General features: G+C 58.1%; 19 protein-coding genes and 1 pseudogene. 8 read left to right on the forward strand and 12 right to left on the reverse strand.

The annotated features are described in order from the left end of the window. Nucleotides 1-30: 30 nt before the first annotated feature. Together ABL922_RS09375 and ABL922_RS09380 are read left to right on the forward strand one after the other, a co-directional pair. Nucleotides 31-1,587, forward strand: a complete 1,557-nt coding sequence (locus tag ABL922_RS09375; protein ID WP_349023950.1) for a fatty acid--CoA ligase — start codon at nucleotides 31-33, stop codon at nucleotides 1,585-1,587. A 2-nt stretch (nucleotides 1,588-1,589) separates the two neighbouring features. Next, nucleotides 1,590-2,771 carry an acyl-CoA dehydrogenase family protein gene (locus ABL922_RS09380; protein WP_349023951.1) on the forward strand — a complete coding sequence of 394 codons (1,182 nt, stop codon included), beginning with the start codon at nucleotides 1,590-1,592 and terminating at the stop codon, nucleotides 2,769-2,771. 9 nt (nucleotides 2,772-2,780) lie between these two features. On the opposite strand, the gene ABL922_RS09385 is transcribed toward ABL922_RS09380, so the two are convergent. The 3 genes and pseudogenes from ABL922_RS09385 to wecB form a co-directional block, all read right to left on the reverse strand. Continuing rightward, the gene (locus ABL922_RS09385; RefSeq protein ID WP_349023952.1) at nucleotides 2,781-4,082 is read right to left on the reverse strand and encodes a UDP-glucose/GDP-mannose dehydrogenase family protein; all 1,302 of its coding nucleotides are present in this window, start codon (nucleotides 4,080-4,082) and stop codon (nucleotides 2,781-2,783) included. Between the two features lie 74 nt (nucleotides 4,083-4,156). Then, nucleotides 4,157-5,455, reverse strand: a complete 1,299-nt coding sequence (gene wecC, locus ABL922_RS09390; RefSeq protein WP_349023953.1) for a UDP-N-acetyl-D-mannosamine dehydrogenase — start codon at nucleotides 5,453-5,455, stop codon at nucleotides 4,157-4,159. Beyond that, nucleotides 5,442-6,071 (reverse strand): annotated as a pseudogene (wecB, locus tag ABL922_RS09395) (UDP-N-acetylglucosamine 2-epimerase (non-hydrolyzing)); the annotation flags it as partial. The gene wecC and the pseudogene wecB, both read right to left, overlap by 14 nt. A gap of 253 nt (nucleotides 6,072-6,324) precedes the next feature. On the opposite strand from wecB, the gene ABL922_RS09400 reads away from it, so the two are divergent. Continuing rightward, nucleotides 6,325-7,044 (forward strand): polysaccharide biosynthesis/export family protein, encoded by a 720-nt coding sequence (locus tag ABL922_RS09400; protein WP_349023954.1) that lies wholly within the window; start codon nucleotides 6,325-6,327, stop codon nucleotides 7,042-7,044. Between the two features lie 106 nt (nucleotides 7,045-7,150). Here ABL922_RS09400 and ABL922_RS09405 read toward each other — a convergent pair whose 3' ends face one another. Continuing rightward, entirely contained in the window at nucleotides 7,151-9,766 is a 2,616-nt protein-coding gene (locus ABL922_RS09405) for a TonB-dependent receptor (RefSeq protein WP_349023955.1), read from the reverse strand. A 258-nt stretch (nucleotides 9,767-10,024) separates the two neighbouring features. Here ABL922_RS09405 and ABL922_RS09410 point away from each other — a divergent pair, with 258 nt between their 5' ends. Together ABL922_RS09410 and ABL922_RS09415 are read left to right on the forward strand one after the other, a co-directional pair. Continuing rightward, nucleotides 10,025-11,101, forward strand: a complete 1,077-nt coding sequence (locus ABL922_RS09410; protein WP_349023956.1) for an MBL fold metallo-hydrolase — start codon at nucleotides 10,025-10,027, stop codon at nucleotides 11,099-11,101. A gap of 44 nt (nucleotides 11,102-11,145) precedes the next feature. Further along, the gene (locus tag ABL922_RS09415) at nucleotides 11,146-12,153 is read left to right on the forward strand and encodes a LacI family DNA-binding transcriptional regulator (RefSeq protein ID WP_349023957.1); all 1,008 of its coding nucleotides are present in this window, start codon (nucleotides 11,146-11,148) and stop codon (nucleotides 12,151-12,153) included. Between the two features lie 6 nt (nucleotides 12,154-12,159). Here the strand turns inward: ABL922_RS09415 and dapB are convergent, their stop codons facing one another. Then, entirely contained in the window at nucleotides 12,160-12,888 is a 729-nt protein-coding gene (gene dapB, locus ABL922_RS09420) for a 4-hydroxy-tetrahydrodipicolinate reductase (RefSeq protein ID WP_349023958.1), read from the reverse strand. Nucleotides 12,889-13,013: 125 nt separating this feature from the next. Here dapB and ABL922_RS09425 point away from each other — a divergent pair, with 125 nt between their 5' ends. After that, nucleotides 13,014-13,715: an NAD-dependent deacylase gene (locus tag ABL922_RS09425; RefSeq protein ID WP_349023959.1), complete on the forward strand. Its 702-nt coding sequence runs from the start codon at nucleotides 13,014-13,016 to the stop codon at nucleotides 13,713-13,715. Here the strand turns inward: ABL922_RS09425 and ABL922_RS09430 are convergent. The 7 genes from ABL922_RS09430 to ABL922_RS09460 are packed head-to-tail and all read right to left on the reverse strand — an operon-like array spanning nucleotide 13,712 to nucleotide 18,991. Further along, nucleotides 13,712-14,467, reverse strand: coding sequence for a HesA/MoeB/ThiF family protein (locus ABL922_RS09430; protein ID WP_349023960.1), 756 nt, complete (start codon nucleotides 14,465-14,467; stop codon nucleotides 13,712-13,714). The genes ABL922_RS09425 and ABL922_RS09430 overlap by 4 nt on opposite strands. Then, complete coding sequence (gene dut / locus ABL922_RS09435; protein WP_349023961.1) at nucleotides 14,464-14,913, reverse strand: dUTP diphosphatase; 450 nt, start codon at nucleotides 14,911-14,913, stop codon at nucleotides 14,464-14,466. Before dut ends, ABL922_RS09430 begins: the two co-directional genes overlap by 4 nt. Next, nucleotides 14,894-16,129 (reverse strand): bifunctional phosphopantothenoylcysteine decarboxylase/phosphopantothenate--cysteine ligase CoaBC, encoded by a 1,236-nt coding sequence (gene coaBC / locus ABL922_RS09440; RefSeq protein ID WP_349023962.1) that lies wholly within the window; start codon nucleotides 16,127-16,129, stop codon nucleotides 14,894-14,896. Before coaBC ends, dut begins: the two co-directional genes overlap by 20 nt. 2 nt (nucleotides 16,130-16,131) lie before the next feature. Further along, nucleotides 16,132-16,428, reverse strand: coding sequence for a CcdB family protein (locus ABL922_RS09445; protein ID WP_349023963.1), 297 nt, complete (start codon nucleotides 16,426-16,428; stop codon nucleotides 16,132-16,134). Further along, entirely contained in the window at nucleotides 16,428-16,673 is a 246-nt protein-coding gene (locus ABL922_RS09450) for a type II toxin-antitoxin system CcdA family antitoxin (RefSeq protein WP_349023964.1), read from the reverse strand. Before ABL922_RS09450 ends, ABL922_RS09445 begins: the two co-directional genes overlap by 1 nt. A gap of 31 nt (nucleotides 16,674-16,704) precedes the next feature. Next, entirely contained in the window at nucleotides 16,705-18,249 is a 1,545-nt protein-coding gene (gene ubiB, locus ABL922_RS09455; protein ID WP_349023965.1) for a 2-polyprenylphenol 6-hydroxylase, read from the reverse strand. 10 nt (nucleotides 18,250-18,259) lie between these two features. Beyond that, nucleotides 18,260-18,991, reverse strand: coding sequence for a class I SAM-dependent methyltransferase (locus tag ABL922_RS09460; RefSeq protein ID WP_349023966.1), 732 nt, complete (start codon nucleotides 18,989-18,991; stop codon nucleotides 18,260-18,262). A gap of 58 nt (nucleotides 18,992-19,049) precedes the next feature. On the opposite strand from ABL922_RS09460, the gene mutM reads away from it, so the two are divergent. After that, entirely contained in the window at nucleotides 19,050-19,862 is an 813-nt protein-coding gene (mutM, locus tag ABL922_RS09465; protein ID WP_349023967.1) for a bifunctional DNA-formamidopyrimidine glycosylase/DNA-(apurinic or apyrimidinic site) lyase, read from the forward strand. Nucleotides 19,863-19,983: 121 nt separating this feature from the next. Then, the gene (gene rpsT, locus ABL922_RS09470) at nucleotides 19,984-20,247 is read left to right on the forward strand and encodes a 30S ribosomal protein S20 (RefSeq protein WP_349023968.1); all 264 of its coding nucleotides are present in this window, start codon (nucleotides 19,984-19,986) and stop codon (nucleotides 20,245-20,247) included. Nucleotides 20,248-20,422 lie beyond the last annotated feature (175 nt).

Here is a 20,422-nt window from a genome sequence, read left to right on the forward strand (position 1 = left end):
TCCAGCCGATCTTCTTGGGAGAGAGAGAAGATGGCCGATGTTTCGGAATTGAACACCTTTGACGAGTTCATTCGCCATTGGGGCGAGGAACGCGGCGATCGCCTCGCGATGCGCGAGGAAGACCGTTACTTCACCTATGCCGAACTTGAAGAGCGCACCGCGCGGGTCGCGACGGCATTGCTCGCCAAGGGCTTGAAGAAAGGCGATCGGATCGCCTGGATCGGCAAGAATAGCGATATTTATTTCACGCTCTTTTACGGAGCCGCGCGTGCGGGCATCGTCATGGTGCCAGTCGGCTGGCGGCTCGCTCCGCCCGAATGGGCCTATATTATCAACGATACCAAGGCCAAGATCCTCTTTCTGGGCAAAGGCTTCGAAGCCGCTCCATCGTCGATGGAGGGTCTGCTGCCGCAGGTCGAAGAGGTGATCACCGATCCCGAAGCGCGGGCGATGGTCGACGGCACCATGCGCGCGCCGTTCGAGGCTTCGGTCCCTGATGATGCGGTGCTGCAGCTTTACACATCGGGCACCACCGGCAATCCCAAGGGCGCGGTGCTTTCTAACCGCAACCTGTTCGCGCTGCGCAAGCATTCGAACCAGGCCGATTTGGCCTATACCAAATGGGATGATGACGAAGTTGTACTCGTCGCCATGCCCTGCGCGCATATCGGCGGCACCGGGCTTGGCATCATGTCGGTGGCAGCCGGTCTTCCTGCTTACATCCTCGCCGAATTCACACCCGACGGTTTCTTTGATTCGGTCGAAAACGGTGGTGTGACACGCTTGTTCATTGTTCCGGCGGCGCTGCATATTCTGCTCCAGCATCCGCGTTGCGCGATGGTCGATTTCAGCCGCCTCAAATATATTCTTTATGGGGCGGCGCCGATCCCGCTCGAATTGCTGCGTCAGTGCATCCAGATGTTCCAATGCGGGTTCATCCAGAATTACGGGATGACCGAGACGACAGGCACCATCTGTATGCTTCCGCCCGAGGACCATGATCCCAACGGCAATCCCCGTATGCGCAGCGCAGGCAAGCCGCTGCCCGGCGTGGAAATCAAGGTTGTCGACACCGAGGGCAACGAAATGCCAACCGGCGAAGTGGGTGAAATCTGGACCCGGTCTTCAAACAACATGATCGGCTATTGGAATCTGCAGGAAGCCACCGAAAAGACGATGACCGGCGATGGCTGGGTCAAGACCGGCGATGCCGGTTATATGGATGAGGATGGCTATCTCTACATCCACGACCGGGTGAAGGATTTGATCATTTCGGGCGGCGAAAATGTCTATCCCGCCGAGGTCGAAAGCGCGATTTATGGTCACCCCGATGTGCTTGAGGTGGCAGTAATCGGTGTTCCCGATCCCAAATGGGGTGAGGCGGTGAAAGCTGTCTGCGCGCCAAAGCCGGGCGCAACCATCGATCCCGACAGCGTCATTTCATGGGCGCGCGAACGCATCGCACCGTTCAAAGTCCCCAAATCGATCGACATTATCGACGCGCTTCCGCGCAACCCATCGGGCAAGATCCTGCGCAAGGACCTGCGCGCGCCCTATTGGGAAGGCTATGAGCGGCAGGTGAATTGACGATGAGCGAGGCCCAGATCGACCTGAACGCCTTTCGCGCCGAAGTGCGCGGCTGGCTATCCGAGAATCTACCGCCCGAACTGCGGCAGGCGCACAATCGCGCGACCAGTGTGTTTGTCGAAAAGGAATTCAACCTGGCATGGCAGGCGATCCTGCTGCGCAAGGGCTGGGTCGCACCGCACTGGCCGGTCGAGCGGGGCGGAACCGGCTGGAACGAGGCACAGCGCTACATCTTTTCATCGGAATGCGCGCGGGCAGGGGCACCAAGTCTTGCCCCGATGGGCCTCAAAATGGTCGCGCCGGTGATCATGAAATATGGCAGCGAGGCGCAGAAAGGCTATTATCTGCCCAGGCTGCTCGCGGGTGAGCATTATTGGTGCCAGGGCTATAGCGAACCGCAAGCAGGCTCTGATCTTGCAGCACTGCAATTGCGTGCCGACAGCGATGGCGACGATTATGTGCTCAACGGGTCGAAAATCTGGACGACCCATGCCCATGTCGCCAATCACATGTTCTGCCTCGTGCGCACCAACCGCGACGGGCGCCCGCAAGAGGGTATTACCTTCTTGTTACTCGAAATGGCTACGCCGGGTTTGACGGTGAAGCCGATCATCTCAATCGCGGGCGACCATGATTTCAATCAGGTGTTTTTCGACAATGTCCGCGTGCCCAAGTCGAACCGGCTCGGTGACGAGGGGAAGGGCTGGACGGTTGCGAAAACGCTGCTCGAATATGAACGCGCGGCTGCCTATGCCGCCGGGTTGATCGAGGCGCTGGCCGAAGTGCGTGCGTCGGCGAAAGAAGCCGAGATGCTAGGCGATCCCGCCATCCGCCGTCGCTTTGCAGAACTCGATTCACAGGTACGCACGATCCACGCAGTCGAGGATATGGTGCTGGCGGCGATAGGTGAAGGGCGCGATCCCGGCCCGGCCTCGTCGATGCTCAAGGTGCAGGGCACCGAGTGCCAGCAAAGGATTCAGGAACTGGCGGTCGATGTCGCAGGCATTTACGCAGCACCCTATCAGTATGCAGCGCGGCAGGCAGGCAGCAACGAAGGCTATGTTGGTCCCGAAAGCGCGCTGACGGCCACCGCGCGCTATTTCAACGGTCGTGCAGCATCGATTTATGGCGGCTCGAACGAGATCCAGCGCAACATCATGGCCAAGCTGGTGCTCGGCCTTTAGCGTAAGGGGTTACCGCCCGACGCTGTAATAGTCGAAGCCGGCCTTGGCGCTTTCTTCGGGGCGGTAGATGTTGCGCAGGTCAACTAGGACGTCGCCTTTCATCGCCGCCTTCAACTTGGCAAGATCGAGCGCGCGATAGGCATCCCATTCGGTGACGATGGCAACCGCATCGGCGCCCGCTGCGGCGGCATAGGCGCTGTCGGCCATCTTCACCTGGGGCAACATCTTCGCAGCTTCCGCCATGCCTTCGGGGTCATGGGCGTAAACGTCTGCGCCTGCGTCAATCAGCGTCTGGACGATGGCGATCGAGGGTGCATCGCGCATGTCATCGGTATTGGGCTTGAAGGTCAGGCCAAACAGCGCAACCTTCTTGCCGCGCGCGTCGCCGCCGAGGGCATTGACGATCTTGCGGCCCATTGCGCGTTTTCTGAGGTCATTCGCCTGCACCACGGCCTCAACGATACGCACCGGCGTGTCATTGTCCTGCGCGGTCTTGAGCAGTGCGAGCGTGTCCTTGGGAAAGCAACTGCCGCCATAGCCGGGGCCGGCGTGGAGGAACTTGCTGCCGATGCGGTTGTCGAGCCCGATCCCGCGCGAGACATCCTGCACATTGGCACCAAGTTTCTCGCACAGATCGGCCATTTCATTGATGAAAGTGATCTTGGTCGCCAGAAAGGCGTTGGCCGCATATTTGATGAGCTCCGAGGAACGGCGGCTGGTGAACAGGATCGGCGATTCGTTGAGAAACAGGGGGCGATAGACAGCACGCATCACCTCGCGTGCCCATTCGACATCGGTGCCAACGACGATGCGGTCAGGCCGCTTGAAATCGCCGATGGCGGCACCCTCGCGCAGGAATTCGGGGTTGGAGACGACTTCGAACTCCAGATCAGGTCGCACGTCGTGGATGATCCGTTCAACCTCGTCGCCTGTCCCCACCGGAACGGTTGATTTGGTGACAACCACGGTTTTGGATCCGATGGCGGCGCCAATTTCCTTGGCTGCTGCATAAACATAGCTCAAATCCGCATGGCCGTCGCCGCGGCGCGAGGGCGTGCCGACGGCGATAAACACCGCGTCACAATCTTTGACCGAGGCTTCCAGATTGATCGAGAAACTCAGCCGCCCTGCATCGACATTGGTCTTAACCAACGCCTCAAGCCCGGGTTCATAAATCGGCATGACATTGGCGTTCAACCGGTCGATCTTGCTCTGGTCCTTGTCGACACAGATCACATCGTGCCCAAAATCGGCAAAACAGGCGCCCGACACAAGGCCGACATAGCCCGAACCGATCATTGCGATTTTCATACTAAACTTTCTGTCTATTAAGCCACGTGCAGCGCCTTAATTCGTGCTTCGTTTGGCTGCAAGGCCGCTGCGTCTCAGTCTACAGAACGTAACGGTTGAGCAGGTACATTTATTCCCGGTTGATCCGGCCAAATCCCTCGCGTGTCGTAAACAAGCTTCGTGGTGCGTTCAGCAAGTGGAATTGCCTTGAACGCATCATGGTCCACCAATGGGATCAATATTTGGCAATCAAGCAGCGCGCTGTCGATGTCGGTCAGTGTGGCGCCACTGCCGTCGAATTCCTTGGGCAGCGCGGCTGCATAGGGCTCGACCACATATACCCGATTGCCGAATTTAAGCGCGAGTGCGGCCGCTACCTTCTTCGCGGGGCTTTCGCGGAAATCGTCAATATTGGCCTTGAAGGCCAGCCCTAGCAGCCCGACGGCCTTACCCGGATTGGCTTCAATCAGCGCGGTCGCCTGAGCGATGACATGGTCGACCTTGCCATCATTCACCTCACGCGCGGTGCGGATCAGCGGGGTGTGTTCGGGCGCGCCGTGGACGATGAACCAGGGGTCGACCGCGATGCAATGGCCGCCGACGCCGGGGCCTGGCTGCAAGATGTTGACGCGCGGGTGGCGATTGGCGAGGCGGATGACTTCCCAGACGTCGAGCCCCATCTGGTCGGCGACAATCGACAATTCGTTGGCAAAGGCGATGTTGACGTCGCGAAAGGCATTTTCGACCAGCTTGGTCATTTCCGCTGAACGGGCATCTGTAGTCACGCATTCGCCACGTACGAAGCGCTTGTAGAAAGACAGCGCCTTGCGTGCGCAACGCGGAGTTATCCCCCCGATCGAGCGGTCATTTGAAATCAGCTCTTCAAGGATTTTGCCCGGAAGCACGCGTTCGGGGCAATAGGCGATGGCAATGTCTGGCGTTTCGGTCGTGACGCCGGGAACTTTCAGATCAGGTCGCAACTGAGCGATTAGATCTTTCACCCGGTCGGTGGTGCCGACAGGCGAGGTCGATTCGACAATCACCGTATCGCCTGCCTTAAGGGCTGCCGCGATGCTGGTGGCGGCAGACAAGACATAACTTATATCGGGCGCATGGTTTTCGCCAAAGGGGGTCGGCACGGCGATGACGAAAACATCGGCAGGCTCGACCATTGTCGATGCGCGGAGCAGCTTGCGCTGGACCACCCCCTGCACCAGACCGTCGAGATCGACTTCCTCGATATGAATTTCGCCACGGTTGATCGTATCGACGACATGCTGGTGTACATCGACGCCCAGCACGCGGCAGCCCGAACGGGCAATCACGGCGGCGGTCGGCAGGCCGATATAGCCAAGTCCCATCACGCAGACATCGAGTTTTTTATCGACAAGCATCAGCTACCAGTCCTGCTATGCGAATGGCCGCCTTGCCATCCCCGAAGGGATTGTGCGCGCGCGCCATGGTTGAATAGGCCGCTTCATCGTCGAGAAGCGTGAAAATTTCGGAAATGATACGATCCTTGTCGGTGCCGACCAGCTTGGCGGTGCCCGCTGTGACGCCTTCAGGGCGCTCGGTTGTGTCGCGCATGACCAGCACCGGTTTGCCAAGCGCTGGCGCCTCTTCCTGCACCCCACCGCTGTCGGTCAGCATGATATGGCTGATGGCTAGCAGATGGGCGAAGTGCGGATAGTCGAGCGGCTCGATCATCGCAATATTGCGATTGGCACCCAGACGGGCGTCCATGACTTTGCGGACATTGGGGTTCAAATGTACCGGGAAGATGATGGCCACATCGTCACGCGCGGCAATCTGCTCCAGCGCCGCCGCGATATTTTCCATGCCTTCGCCGAAATTTTCGCGGCGATGGGTGGTGACGCCAATGATCCGCTTTCCCGCAAATCTTGCGTCATACTCGGCAAGGCCGGCCGCCAGTTTCGGTTGTGCTTCAATCTTGGACGTCACCCAATACAGCGCATCGATAACCGTATTGTCGGTTATGAGTACCCGGGCGTCGACATCCGCGCGCGCGCGCAAGGCATGTACAACCGGGAACAGCTTGATCGCTTCCGGACGTGTGCCAAAGATCACCGAGATAACAGGTTTGTTATTCATCTCTGCGCTTTAGCGCGATAGGCCTCAAATTCATACTAATGCGCGTGTTAAGGGTTGTGAAATGTCCTAATCGACATGCAATGCGGAAAATCGGGCTGGAAGCCGCTGTCCGCTTAGTCTAGCAGGTGACGATGTATTTTCGGGAACTGGAATGATGATAAAAATAGCTTCACCTCTTATTGCGCTGGTTCTTTTGTCCGCGTGTGCCGGGCCGGGCTCCTTGGGTGGCGCGCAAAATATCACGGTCATGAATTCCAGCGAACTACCGGCTCCTGATCGTAGCGATCTGCTGTCCGAATCGCGCCCTTATCTGATCGGACCCTTCGATAAACTGATGATCGACGTATTCGGTATTGAGGAGCTTAGCAAAAAAGAGATCCAAACAGATGCGAGCGGACGCATTTCGTTCCCGCTGGCCGGTGTGATTGAAGCAGCAGGTAAAACGCCGGGCGAGATTGAGGAAGAAATCGAGAGCCGCTTGCGATCACGCTATGTCCGCGACCCGCAAGTCACCGTGAACCTGAAAGAAACCGTCAGCCAGGTTATTACCGTTGATGGACAGGTGAAACGGCCTGGGCTCTATCCGGTCGTCGGAAAAATGACGCTGATGCGTGCGGTTGCAACCGCAGAAGGGACTGCCGAATTCGCAAAGCTTGACGACGTTGTGATATTCCGAACCGTCAAAGGTCAGCAATTGGCGGCGTTGTATAACCTTAAGGCAATTCGTCGCGGCAATTACGAGGATCCGGAAGTGTTTGCGAATGACGTAGTAGTTGTCGGGGACTCGCAAGCCCGTCGCTTGTTCAAGGATGCGTTGCAGATTGTTCCGCTGTTGACGACACCTTTGATCATCGCACTTCAGAACAATTGAGTCTATTCGGTACTTCGCTCAAACAAGCGGCAACAAAAAAGCGGCGCTTCGGTCAACCGGAGCGCCGCTTTTTTATTGACTGCCCGCCGAAGCGGGCAGGATTTTATCAGAACTTTACGCCAAGCTTCACACCATAGAAGCGCGGCGGAGCGGGATAGACAGCAAAGCTGTTGCCCTGTTCCGGGATCGGGAAGGCCGTAATGTTGTAATAGGTGTCGAAGAGGTTTTCGACATAGCCTTCAACGCTATATTTGCCATCGCCGAAATTGACACCAGCCCGCAGGTTGACGATGCCGTATCCGTCGTTGCCGGTGAAAGGCCGTCCAACCGGATCGTTGATCGGATAGTGATCGCTGTTGTAGCGCCAGTCGGCGTGGATCAGGCCGTTCACACCATCGCTGATCTGCGGCGTCCAGGTGATGCCGCCAGTGATCGCGTGCTTGGGCTGGTTTGACGCCTGCGCACCATTGTCAGTGCCAGCAGCTGGATCGGTCACCTTCGCATCAAGATAGGTGTAGCCCATGTTGATGACGAAATCGGGATGCGGACGGATGATGCTTTCCAGCTCGACACCCTGCGACACCAGCTTGTCATAGTTCAGCACGACGAAGTTGTTTCCGAGGAAACGGTTCGACTGGTAGTTTTTGAACTTCGAATAGAAGAGCGATGCGTTGAACTGGAATTCGCGGGTGAAGTTAGTTTTCAGGCCGACTTCGAATGCGTCAACCGATTCATTGCCGAACTCCAGATCAGTGAGCTGCGCGCCGTTGCCGCCGAGCAGAACTGAATCGAAACCGGCACGGTCGAGATTGTAACCGCCCGACTTGTAGCCACGGTCATAACCACCGAACAACAAGACATCTTCGTTCACCTTATAGGCGATACGCGCGGTGCCGGTGAATTCGCTTTCGCTGCGCTTGTCCGACTGGATGCCGTTGAATTCGCTGTTCACCGCTGGGTTGCAGCCAAGCAGATAGGCGCCGCCAAACAGTCCAGCGCCCTGAAGTGCCTGACGATAGGGCAGCGTCGCCGGGTTCTGGAAGAAGGAACAGGCCGGGACGGTCGAGTTCAGATCGGTATCGATATTCTTCTTTTCGTAGTTGTAACGCAGACCCAGCGTCAGTGACAGGCTGTCGCTGATGTTGATGATGTTGTGCGTGAACAGCGCAATCGCGTTGGTATCGACGCGATATTTGTCGGCTGTCTGACCGGCGCCAGCCGGGGTGCGGGGCAGCGGGCTGTTGAACAGCGCGAACAATGCCGGGTTGCCCAGAGCGGCTGCGAGCAGCGTCGGGTTGGTAGCAAGCGCAACTTGACCGAACAGCGGAACGCCAGCACCCAGCGTGCCAAACAACTGCAAGCCGGTGGGCAGCGCAGTCGAACGGGTCAGGCCGTTGATGACGGCGTCGGTATATTGGTCAGCCTGCGCACCGAAACGGATCGTGTCGGTCATGGTCAGCTTTTCATTCATGTAGAATGCGCCAACCAGCCAATCGACCTTGTCGTCAAAGGCCGAACCCTGCAAGCGAAGCTCTTGGGTAAAGTCCTTCATGCCGGTGCGGTAATCATCGCGATAGGCACGATCGAGACCCGAGAAGTCGACGTCTTGATCGCGCATCGCTTTCCAGTCGCGATAGGCTGTGATTGAGGTAAGCGTTGCACCACCAAAATCCCAATTCAACTCGCCCGAAACGCCCCATTCGTCAACCTTTTCGGTCAGACCACGGCCCGGTGTTGTCGCCATGATCCGACCTTTGGCATCGAACGGACGGACGATGCCGTCACGGCCGACTGCACCGCCGGCCAGCGGGTTGGCCGAAAGGGCTTCAATCGCATTGCTGCCGATGAAAGCGATGGCGTTGTTGGTGCTGGTCAGCGGCAGAACAAAACCGCTGCCTGTGTTCAAAGCGCCGCAGCAATCTTCATTGGTCTTGGCGATGTCCGCGATCAGGCGGAAGTTGATGTCGTCACTTTCGAAATAGGCCTGTCCGCGGGCGAACCAGCGGTTGATATTGTTAACGCGGCCGTCTTCGTTGGCGAGTTTGATATAGCCGTCACGCTTGTGATAGCCGCCGTCGAGGCGCAGCGCGACCTGTTCCGAAACCGGGCCAGTTACGCCAGCCTTGGCTTCGATTTCATCGAGATTGCCGTAGCTGAGTTCGGCATAGCCGCCGAGTTCGAATTTCGGCTTGGTGGTGGTGATGTTGAGCGCACCGGCAGAGGTGTTACGGCCGAACAGCGTTCCTTGGGGGCCACGCAACACTTCGACGCGGTCGATGGGGGGCAGTTCGGAAAGTGCAACACCTGCGCGCGCGCGGAAAACACCGTCGATGAACACGCCCACGGCGGGTTCAAAGCCGGGGTTGTCACCTGCCGTGCCGATACCGCGAATAGTCAGGACCGCGCCGGTAGCCGACGACTGGCCGGTGGTGGTTTTCAGCGACGGGGCAAGCTGCTGGATGCCACGGATATCGACGATACCGGCATTGGCAAGCTGCACACCAGCGACAACGCTCACAGCAAGGGGAACGTCCTGCGCAGCCTGGTCACGGCGCGTTGCAGTCACGATAATTTCGTCAAAGGCGACGTCTTCTTCAGCCGTCACTGCGTCGGTTGCTTCGACGCTTTCGTCTTGCGCATGAGCTGTCGTAGCAAGCCCGATTGAGGCGACGCTAATCGTCGACAGCAGTGCTGCGCGCACTGCAGTATGTGCAAACTTCATAATTTAACTCTCCACTTGATCATCACAAATGTGCCGGAGATCGGCTAACTTCTTTGGGAGTGGGGACGGCAAGCCATCCTTGTATTATTGTTATATTGGTGCATTTTGCACTGGTTGCAGCTGTAACCAGACTGTCTTCAGCCTGCAATCGGCTTAAGTGTAGAATCATAAAAACTTCGACAAGCGCGGCATAATTGCCACAATTTGTAACAATCTGTCGCGTGGCGCATTGTTGAAAAAGGGGGAGAGGATCAAGCGATGAAGACTTCAACCAAATGGCTGTTGGTACTTGCGGGCGTTGCTACTGTTGGCGTGTTGACCGTGCGCCACTATCAAGAGCAGATTGGCCTCGCGCTCTTTGAACGTGCAGTAAATAGTCGGGTAGGCCGTGACGCCACTGTCTCGCTGCCCGACGGGCTGCATGTCGCATTGTGCGGAACCGGTTCACCGCTGCCCAATGCGGATCGGGCAGGGGCCTGCACGGTGGTGATCGCAGGCAAGCACATGTATGTCGTCGACGCCGGTGAGGGCGGGGCGCGCAACATTTCGCTGATGGGTATCCCTAATGGTAAAATCGAAGGGCTGTTCCTGACGCATTTCCATTCCGATCATATCGATGGAATGGGCCCAATGATGCTGCTGCGCTGGACAGGCAGCTCGGCCAAAGCACCTCTAGCGGTTCACGGACCAACCGGCGTAGAAGCCGTCATTGCGGGTTTCAACGCGGCTTATAGTCAGGATAATGGCTACCGCGTTGCGCATCATGGTGAGGATATTGTGCCACCCTCGGGGGCAGGGGCGACGGCTATGCCATTTGCCATCGAGGGGGAAAGTGCGGTTGTTCTTGAGAAAGACGGCTTGAAAGTCACCGCTTTCAAAGTCGATCACGATCCCGTTTCCCCAGCAGTTGGATATCGATTCGATTATAAGGGGCGGTCGGTTGTGGTCAGTGGCGACACTGCCAAATCAGCTGTGCTCGAACGCGTGGCGAAAGGCGCGGACCTGTTGCTGCACGAAGCGCTGCAACCCAGGCTGGTGAGCAAGATGACCGCCGCGCTCGACAAAAAGGGCTTGGGCAATACCGCGAAGATTACCAGAGATATTCTCGATTATCACGCCTCACCCGAGGAAGCAGCGGACAGCGCGCGCAAGGCCGGTGTAGGCCAACTTGTGTTCACGCATATCGTTCCGCCATTCCCGTCGCATTTCTTCAACCCTGCTTTTCAGGGTAACGCGCCCAAGCGGTTCAAAGGTGAAATAGTGGTGGGCGAAGATGGTATGTTATTCAGCATGCCAGCCGGATCCAAGGCGATAAACCGACGAGAGTTGATGTAACCGCTTTGACGCGTGTATCAGGCTGATAATCGGGGGAGTGAAATATGGCAATTCGGGTCACCGCATTTGACGTTGCACAGCGGGCTGGCGTTACTCAGCCGACGGTGTCGCGCGCGCTGAATGGCAGCCCGAAGGTCAGCGATGAAACCCGAGCCAAGGTGCTGCAGGCCGCGCAGGAACTCGGTTATGTCATCAACCAGAACGCCACCCGGTTACGGCGTGGCGAAACGATGACATTAGCGGTGGTGCTAATCGGCCGGGCAGGGGAAAGTGCCACCGAGACCAATCCCTTCTACTTCTCCTTGCTGGGCAGCGTCGCAGCCGCGGCTGCCGCCAAGGGTTACAATCTGCTGGTCTCCTTTCAGGACAGCCCTGGCAATTTCTTTGGCCAATATGACGATGCCCGGCAGGCGGACGGTATGATTGTCATCGGAACAACGCAGAATCCGGAAGCCTGGGCCTATTTTCGTGGTCTCGATCATGCGGACAAGGCCTGGGTGTGCTGGGGAGCGCCCGATGATGATTTGCGCTGGGTACGCAGTGAAAATGAAGGCGGTGGGCAGATCGCGGCACGCTATCTGTTCGAGTCCGGACGCAAGCATCCGGTGTTCATCGGCGCGCGCGCGTCACAACAGCGCCAGTTCGGCGAGCGTTATGACGGATTTGCCGAAGAGTTGCGAAAAGCGGGTTTATCGGCACCAGCGATTGAAGTCGATGAGAGCCTTTCGCGTGAAGAGCAAGGTGTCGAGGCAGTTCGAACTCTGCTTCAGTCGGGCCAGCCTTTTGATGGCATATTTGCCGCCTGTGACCTGACCGCGCTTGGCGTGTTGCGCGCGCTATCGGAAAGCGGAGTTTCGGTGCCTGAACAGGTTTCGGTGATCGGTTTTGACGGCATCCGCGCCGGTAATTATTCGTCACCGCCGCTGACGACTATCGAGCCTGATTTTGAACAGGCGGGCGATTTGCTCGTCCAGAATGTGTTGAACCGCATTGTGGGGGAACCGCTTACACATCGCCGTGTGCCGGTGCAATTGGTCCGACGGGGCAGCTAGCTAGCGCTAGAGCCCGAGCACTTCGGGCATGGTGTAGCGACCGGGCTTCTGGTCCTTCAGCCAAATCGCCGCTTTCACCGCGCCACGGGCAAAAATCATCCGGTTTTCGGCGCGGTGTGACAAGGTGATGCTTTCCTCATTTCCCGCCAATATCACGCTGTGATCGCCCGCGACAGTGCCGCCGCGCAAAGACGCAAAGCCAATGGCGCCTTCCTTTCTTGCACCGGTGATGCCGTCGCGGCCACGCTCGCTGTTATCGGCAAGATCGACATATCGCCCTGCCGCAGCAGCCTCCCCGAGTAACAGGGCCGTGCCGGACGGGGCATCAACCTTCATGCGGTGGTGCATTTCGACAATTTCGATGTCCCAATCAGTGCCGAGCCGTGATGCGGCCTCCCTCACCAACGCCGCCAACATCGTAACGCCGAGCGACGTGTTGCCCGTTTGCAGCACGGCTATGTCTTGCGCGGCATCGTCGATCAGCCAATGGTGCCGCTCTTCAAGTCCTGTGGTCCCTATTACAATCGGCTTTTTGGCAAAAGTGCAGGCTGCCAGATTGGTTTCCAAAGCGTGCGGACTGGAAAAATCGACCAGCACGTCAGACGCCGCCGCCAGTGCGGCGATATCGTCGCCCTTGTCGACGCCCCCTGCGTGCTCAAGCCCAGCTTCACGGATGGCACCAATAAGCGCCTCACCCATACGACCTTTTGAACCGATGATACCAATTGCAGTCATCAAACAACCTCGTCATGCTGAATGTGTTTCAGCATCCATTTATCTACCGAGACCATAGCTCTATGCGGCGAAATGGGCCTTGAAACAAGTTCGGGGTGACTGCTAATTTTGAGACAGAGAGCAGAATGAAGAATATCGTAATCCTGACAGGCGCGGGCGTTAGTGCCGAAAGCGGGATCGATACGTTCCGCGACGCAGGCGGGCTTTGGGAGAAACACCGGGTCGAGGATGTCGCGACACCCGAAGCGTTTGAACGCGATCCCGATCTCGTTCACCGTTTTTACGACATGCGTCGCGAGGCGATCCAGACCAAGGAGCCCAATGACGCGCATTTCGCACTTGCCGAGCTCGATCGCAATTGGCGCGGGGAGGGGCGCAATCTGTTGATCGTAACGCAGAATGTCGACGACCTGCACGAACGCGCCGGGGCGGAGCGTCTGCTCCACATGCATGGCGAGCATTTGAAGGCGCTATGCATGGCCTGCGAGATCCGCAGCGATTGGCGTGCACCGATGCAGCATCGCCCTCCTTGCCCGATTTGCGGAACCCCGTCGCTGCGCCCCGATGTGGTCTGGTTCGGCGAAATGCCCTATCATATGCCCGAAATCTATGCGGCAATCCGAACCGCCGATCTGTTTGTCAGTATTGGTACCTCTGGTGCTGTCTATCCTGCGGCGGGTTTTGTGCGCGATGCGAAACAGCAGGGGGCAAAGACGCTCGAGCTCAATCTGGAGCCGTCACAGGGAAGTCATTTCTTCGATGATGCACGTTATGGCCCGGCAACAGAAATTGTGCCTGACTGGGTCGAGGAACTGCTCGACGCCTAGTTGCTGCAACTCCGGCACTCGGGGTCCTTGGGCAGGTTCAAGCTCCGCATCGCCGGTTTGAGTCCGTCGAAGATATGCAGCTTGCCTTTTGTGTCATCACCAAAACCCGTCAGTGCGCGGATGGCTTCCATCGCGGCAAAGCTGCCCATCAAGCCGCACATCGCGCCGAGCACGCCCTGCGCTGCGCAATCGTCGCATTCATCAGGGTCATGTGCGTCGCCGACAAAACAGCGGTAGCAGGGGGCGTCCGTTTCCCATCCGCAGAACGTGCCGATCTGGCCGTGAAACTGCCCGATCGCGGCGCTTACCAGCGGAACTTGTGCGGCTATGCAGAGGTCGTTTACGATAAGACGGGTCGCGAAATTGTCGCTGCCGTCGATGACGACATCAACACCTTCTAGCATCTGAGAGGAAGTTTGTGCCGTAATACGCTCTTTTATAGCATGAAAAGTCACATCGGGATTCAACCGGCTGACAGCTTCAGCAGCCGCATCTACCTTGGGATCTCCGATCTGGGCTTTGCTGTACAGAACCTGCCTTTGCAGGTTCGACAGCGAAATGACGTCATCATCAACCGCGCTGATAGTGCCGACTCCGGCCGCCGCCAGATATTGGATTGCCGGGCATCCGATCCCGCCAGCCCCGATCAGCAACACATGGCTTTGAAGCAGTTTTACCTGCCCTGAACCACCGATATCGCGAAGAACGATGTGGCGGGCGTAGCGTTCGAGTTGTTCGTCGCTGAGCGTCATACCCCCGTGGAACCGAACCCGCCGGCACCGCGGGCGGTATCGTCAAGCGCATCGACCTCGGTTACCTTTGCTTGCGGCGCTTCAGCCACAACCAATTGCGCGATGCGGTCACCGCGCTGGATGACAAACTCCTCGTCACCCAAATTGGCGAGAATGACCTTCACTTCGCCCCGATAATCACAATCGATCGTGCCAGGCGTATTGAGGCAAGTGATGCCGTGCTTTAGCGCGAGTCCCGACCGGGGCCGTACCTGGATTTCGTAGCCATGCGGGATGGCAAAGGCAAAGCCGGTCGGCACCGCCGCGCGCTTGCCTGGCTTGAGCGTTATAGCTTCGGCTGCACAGATATCCATGCCCGCAGCCCCTGCGCTGGCATAGACGGGCAGGGGCAGTCCGGCGCCGTTGTTCAGCCGCTTGACTCTGATTTCAACTTTGTCCGACGGCATGTGCGACCTTCTCCATCAATTTGCGGGCAATGACGTCCTTGGGCGCATCGGCCAGGCTTTCGACGCCGGTTTTGGTAACGATATGCACCGCGTTGTTTGCGCCGCCCATCACGTCACCCGATACATCATTCGCAACTATCCAGTCGCAACCCTTCTTGGCGAGTTTGGCTTGGGCATGTTCGACAATCTTTTCGGTTTCGGCAGCAAAGCCGATCAACAGGGAAGGGCGCTTGGCATGTTTGCCCAATGTGGCGAGGATATCCGGATTTTCGGCCAGTTCGAGCGGCGGAACGGAGTTGCCATCTTTCTTGATCTTCTGTTCGGCCTCGTCGGCGGCGCGCCAATCGGCAACTGCAGCGACCATGATCGCGACATCGGTGGGCAAGGCCTTTTCGACCTCGGAGAGCATCTCACGCGCGCTTTCGACGTCGATCCGGATAACACCCGGAGGTGTCGTCAGATGAACAGGGCCAGCAACCAAGGTGACTTCCGCACCCAATTCAGCGGCGGCCTGCGCAATCGCAAAGCCTTGCCGGCCCGACGAACGGTTGGCGATATAGCGCACCGGGTCGATCGGCTCATGCGTGGGCCCGGCAGTTACCAGCACGCGCTTGCCGAATAGCGGGCGATGCGCGGGGTCGGCAAAGTCTGGCTGTGCAGCCATCACGGGCGTTGCAGTCGTCAGCAGGTGACTGATCTCGCCAAATATCCGCTCGACCTCGGGCAGACGGCCGGGGCCATATTCGCCGCACGCCATCTCGCCCGCATCGGGGTCCATCACATGCACGCCATCCGCGCGCAGTCCCGCCACATTGCGCCGCGTTGCAGGATGCTGCCACATCCGCACATTCATAGCCGGAACGGCAAGCACCGGTTTGTCGGTCGCCAGCAACAAGGTCGTCGCCAGATCATCGGCAATGCCAGCATGCATTTTTGCGAGTAGATCGGCGGTCGCAGGGCAGACGACGACAAGGTCGGCCTGCCGCGAAAGCTGGATATGTCCCATCTCGGCCTCGTCCTTGAGGTCGAAAAGGTCGGTGTAAACCTTGTCCTCGGACAGTGCGCCGAGCGTCAACGGCGTCACAAATTGCGCGCCGCCCTTTGTCAGCACACAGCGCACCGCATGCCCCGCCTTGCGGATCAACCGCACCAATTCGCAGGCCTTATAGGCGGCAATGCCACCACCAACGATCAGGAGGATATGTTTTGGTGCCATGTCTATACGCCTGTCAAAAGCAGGTCGATCGCATTCATGATCGGCCCTTGCTCATCTTCAAGCGATGTGACTGGTTTTCCGAGCCGCTCCCTTGGGATGGCAAATACTTGCTGGGTCATCATGATGTAATCCTGACCTTCGATTCTGAAGGCAGGATTGAGCCGGGGCGTCACGGGAAGTCCCGACGCTGGCACCAGCGGCACAACAACCCGCGTTGACAATATCGACAGCAAGTCGGCCTGACAGTCGAGCAGATAGCCTTTGCCGCGCGCGCCGGAATAAACGTCAAACCGGGCCATTAGAGCTGGCGATATTCATCATACAGCATTCCGTTTTCACTAACCCATTCATTCCAGGCGAGAAGTGATTCCCTGTTTTCTTCGAGCCAACGCTCGGCGCGTGCGGTTTTGACCTTGTCCGCAAGTCCGCTTTCGCAAGCCTGCGATACATTGATGCCAAGCTGCTTTGCTTCGTCCACCAGGTCGCTGGGCAAACTGACATTGGTTGGCTTTTTTGGCGTCGAGAATCGCGATGGACTAATCATGCGCAGATGATATGCGCATATATCTTGTTGGTCAAGCCAACGCCCACATGGCGGCTGCGCCAGCCGCTCCGGAAAGCACGGCAATTCCTGCGTAACGCCACCAGCCACCGCCAGCCCGCTTCTCCCACATCAGTGGTATCACCGGCAAAGGCGGCGGAGGCGGGGCGCCGCCTTTTTTGGGCAGCTGATCGTCAAGGCGCTTGATGAGGTCGGGGATCAGCGCGAGCGTTTTCATCCGGTCGCGCAGGCCATCGGCAAGTGCCGCTTCGGGGCCCAGTTCGCCGCGAATCCATTCGCCCACATAGGGTGCGGCAACATCCCACATGTTGATCGCCGGGTTCAGACTGGTGGCCACACCTTCAACCATAACCATGGTTTTTTGCAGCAACAGCAGATGCGGCTGGGTCTGCATGTCGAAATCACGCGTGATTGCGAACAAGCTGTCGAGCATCTGCCCGACCGACAATTCGCTCACCGGCTTGCCGCGCGTCGGTTCACCTACAGCCCGCAGCGCGGTCGCGAACTCGTCGACATTGTGATAGCTCGGTACATATTGCGCCTCGAAATGGATTTCGGCGACGCGGCGGTAATTGCCGGTGGTTAGGCCATAGAGGATCTCGGCAAGCCATAGCCGCGCCTGCCGGTTGATCCGCCCCATGATGCCGAAATCGATCGCAACGATGCTGCCGTCGGGGCGCACGAACAGATTGCCCTGGTGCATATCGGCGTGGAAAAAGCCTTCGGAAATCGCTTGGCGCAGAAATGTGAGCACCAGACGTTCCGCGATTTTGCCGGTGTCATGTCCAGCAGCCTTCAGCGCTTCGACATCCGAAATCTTGATGCCATCGACCCATTCAAGCGTGAGGACGCGGCCAGAGGTGCGATCCCAGTCAATCGTCGGGATGTGATAGCCCTCAACTGCAGCCATCGCTTCCCTGAGCTCGGAGGCCGAAGCCGCCTCGCGCCGCAGATCGAGTTCGCGTAGCGTCCAGCGCTTCAGATTGGCAATGACGAGTTGCGGTCGCAGGCGAGCGGCCTCGCCGCCCAGCGCTTCCAGATGCGCGGCTGCCCATTCATAGGTTTCGATGTCGCGCGCAAATTGTTCACGGATGCCGGGGCGCAATACCTTGACCGCAACGTCTTGCCCGTCGGTGGTGCGAGCACGGTGTACCTGTGCGATTGAGGCGGCGCCCACCGGCTCGGGATCGACATATTCGAACAGTTCGGAGGCAGGCTTGTTGAGGCTGTGGTCGATCTCGTCATAGATCCGCTCGAATTTTTCAGGCGGCAGCGAATCCTGCAGCGTCAGCAGATTATGTGCGGCTTCCTCACCGACCAGATCGGGGCGAGTGGCGAGCGTTTGCCCCAGCTTGATCGCGGCAGGCCCGATTTCGCGAAAGGCACCCGCGTAATCAGGCACCTTCGGCTGGATCGTCCCCAATCGCGCAATCCGGCACAGCCGCTTGACCTGCGGGGGGGTGTTCCGGTCCTTCTCGATACCGCGCAGCGCTCCGTGGCGCGCCAATATGCGGCCCCATTTGAGCAAGCGAAGGATATGCGTGGTCGGGCGCGTCATCGCTAGGGCTTCAAGCCTTCCAGCCGCTATGGATTGCGACCAGTCCGCCCAATATCGGTTCGACCTTGGTCTGCAAAAAACCGGCGTCGCCGATCATGCGTTGGAAAGTCGGCATATCGGGGAATTTGCGGATCGATTCGGCGAGATAGCGATAGCTGTCTTCGTCGCCCGCGATCATCTTGCCCATCTTGGGCAACAGATGATGCGAATAGACATCATAGACTTTCGACAGACCCGGCCATTCAACGGTTGAAAATTCGAGGCAGTAGAACCGTCCGCCATAGCGGAGAACGCGATGCGCTTCACGAAGCGCGGCAGGGATGTCGGTGACGTTCCTTATGCCGAAGGCGATTGTGTAGGCGTCGAAATGACGTTCGGGAAAACTTAGCTTTTCGGCATTCTGCTCGCTCCAAACCAGCGTATCAATGCCACGCTCGACCGCGCGTTCCATGCCGACCGAGAGCATGTCGGGGTTGATGTCGCTGACGGTTACATTGGCGCCGGCCTTTTCCAGCCGAAAGGCAATGTCACCGGTGCCGCCTGCCATATCCAGAATGTCTTCCCCTGGGCGCGGTTTCACACGGCGGACGAACTGGTCTTTCCACAGCCGGTGCATCCCGCCCGACATGGCATCGTTCATGATGTCATATTTGCTGGCGACGCTCGAAAAGACGCCGCGCACGCGGCTGGTCTTTTCTTCGGGGCTAACCTGTTCATAGCCAAAGGAGACGGTTTCGGTCATGGAAAGCGCCCTAGCCGATAGTTGCGCGCGCCGCAAAGGCTGATAGGTGCAAAATACGATGCCTGAATTACCCGAAGTCGAAACCACTGTAGCCGGCCTGCGCACTGTCCTTGACGGCGAAGTGATTGTGCGTGCCGAACCCCGCCGCGCCGACCTGCGTTGGCCAATCCCTGTTGATCTGCGCCAGCGATTGACGGGTGCGCGCGTAACCGGCCTCGGGCGGCGGGCAAAATATGGTCTGATCCACACCGACCGCGATGATATATTGATCTTCCACCTCGGTATGTCGGGGCGCTGGCGCGTCGATCCGGAAGAAATCGAGAAACACGACCACTTCATTCTCGAAACCGCGTCGGGCAGGGTGGTTGCCCTGAACGACCATAGGCGTTTCGGTTCGCTCGATATTGTGCGGCGCGATGAAATCGATGCCTTCCGTCATTTCATGACTATGGGGCCGGAACCGCTGGACGACGCGTTTGATGCAAATATGCTCTATACTGCGCTAAAGGGCCGGAAAGCACCGATCAAGGCGATGCTACTCAACCAGTCGGTGGTAGCAGGGCTGGGCAACATCTATGTGTGTGAGGCGCTGCACATGGCAGGGATTTCGCCAGTTACGCCAGCGACTACGATCAGCAAGCTGCGCATCGCTAAGCTGGTTGTTGCGATCAAGGATGTGCTGGCGGCGGCGATCAGGGCAGGCGGCTCGACCTTGCGCGATTTTGCGGCACCCGATGGAGAGCTTGGTTATTTTGCGAAGGACTGGCGGGTCTATGGCCGCGAGGGCGAATCTTGCCACTGTGGCACAGCGGTCCAACGGCGCGTTGATTCGGGCCGATCGACCTTCTTTTGCCCGAAATGCCAGCGTTAGTGCGGCAATTGGCAGTTGACGAATCTGTGGAGCATGGCTAAGGGCGGCGCTTCATCGGGTCCGGTCGAGAATTTTCTCCGGTTCTGGATGCCCGTAACTATCTGATTTTTTGAGGACTGAAATGGCCAATACGCCGCAAGCAAAAAAGCGTATCCGTCGCAACACGCGTCGCAACGAGATTAACGGCAACCGCGTCAGCCGTATCCGCACCTTCGTCAAGAAGGTCGAAGCCGCTCTCGAAGCTGGTGACAAGACTGCTGCCGCTGCCGCATTGGTTGCTGCCCAGCCCGAACTGGCCCGTGGCGTTTCCAAGGGCGTGCTGCACAAAAATATGGCATCGCGCAAGTTCAGCCGCCTCACCAAGCGGGTTGCTGCACTCGCCTGATTCGGCACCATTGCGAATGGTGAAAACCACCTTCAAAATTGTAAACACGGTTAACGGCCCGCCCTCGATTGGCGGGCCTTCTTTTTTGTCTGATCGTTGCGTTGCAGCAAAGTGAGCATTTCCCGCGATTCGGCAGGTGTTGACAGCGGGTTAAGTAGATAAAACTATATAAAAC

The sequence above is a fragment of the Sphingorhabdus sp. genome (assembly GCF_040079335.1).
GTDB lineage: Bacteria > Pseudomonadota > Alphaproteobacteria > Sphingomonadales > Sphingomonadaceae > Sphingorhabdus_B.

What these genes read in the sequence shown, in the direction of transcription:
- ABL922_RS09375 (WP_349023950.1), top strand. Translation starts at nt 31, where the DNA reads ATGGCCGATGTTTCGGAATTGAACACCTTTGACGAGTTCATTCGCCAT.
- ABL922_RS09380 (WP_349023951.1), top strand. Translation starts at nt 1,590, where the DNA reads ATGAGCGAGGCCCAGATCGACCTGAACGCCTTTCGCGCCGAAGTGCGC.
- ABL922_RS09385 (WP_349023952.1), bottom strand. Translation starts at nt 4,082, where the DNA reads ATGAAAATCGCAATGATCGGTTCGGGCTATGTCGGCCTTGTGTCGGGC.
- wecC (WP_349023953.1), bottom strand. Translation starts at nt 5,455, where the DNA reads ATGCTTGTCGATAAAAAACTCGATGTCTGCGTGATGGGACTTGGCTAT.
- ABL922_RS09400 (WP_349023954.1), top strand. Translation starts at nt 6,325, where the DNA reads ATGATGATAAAAATAGCTTCACCTCTTATTGCGCTGGTTCTTTTGTCC.
- ABL922_RS09405 (WP_349023955.1), bottom strand. Translation starts at nt 9,766, where the DNA reads ATGAAGTTTGCACATACTGCAGTGCGCGCAGCACTGCTGTCGACGATT.
- ABL922_RS09410 (WP_349023956.1), top strand. Translation starts at nt 10,025, where the DNA reads ATGAAGACTTCAACCAAATGGCTGTTGGTACTTGCGGGCGTTGCTACT.
- ABL922_RS09415 (WP_349023957.1), top strand. Translation starts at nt 11,146, where the DNA reads ATGGCAATTCGGGTCACCGCATTTGACGTTGCACAGCGGGCTGGCGTT.
- dapB (WP_349023958.1), bottom strand. Translation starts at nt 12,888, where the DNA reads ATGACTGCAATTGGTATCATCGGTTCAAAAGGTCGTATGGGTGAGGCG.
- ABL922_RS09425 (WP_349023959.1), top strand. Translation starts at nt 13,014, where the DNA reads ATGAAGAATATCGTAATCCTGACAGGCGCGGGCGTTAGTGCCGAAAGC.
- ABL922_RS09430 (WP_349023960.1), bottom strand. Translation starts at nt 14,467, where the DNA reads ATGACGCTCAGCGACGAACAACTCGAACGCTACGCCCGCCACATCGTT.
- dut (WP_349023961.1), bottom strand. Translation starts at nt 14,913, where the DNA reads ATGCCGTCGGACAAAGTTGAAATCAGAGTCAAGCGGCTGAACAACGGC.
- coaBC (WP_349023962.1), bottom strand. Translation starts at nt 16,129, where the DNA reads ATGGCACCAAAACATATCCTCCTGATCGTTGGTGGTGGCATTGCCGCC.
- ABL922_RS09445 (WP_349023963.1), bottom strand. Translation starts at nt 16,428, where the DNA reads ATGGCCCGGTTTGACGTTTATTCCGGCGCGCGCGGCAAAGGCTATCTG.
- ABL922_RS09450 (WP_349023964.1), bottom strand. Translation starts at nt 16,673, where the DNA reads ATGATTAGTCCATCGCGATTCTCGACGCCAAAAAAGCCAACCAATGTC.
- ubiB (WP_349023965.1), bottom strand. Translation starts at nt 18,249, where the DNA reads ATGACGCGCCCGACCACGCATATCCTTCGCTTGCTCAAATGGGGCCGC.
- ABL922_RS09460 (WP_349023966.1), bottom strand. Translation starts at nt 18,991, where the DNA reads ATGACCGAAACCGTCTCCTTTGGCTATGAACAGGTTAGCCCCGAAGAA.
- mutM (WP_349023967.1), top strand. Translation starts at nt 19,050, where the DNA reads ATGCCTGAATTACCCGAAGTCGAAACCACTGTAGCCGGCCTGCGCACT.
- rpsT (WP_349023968.1), top strand. Translation starts at nt 19,984, where the DNA reads ATGGCCAATACGCCGCAAGCAAAAAAGCGTATCCGTCGCAACACGCGT.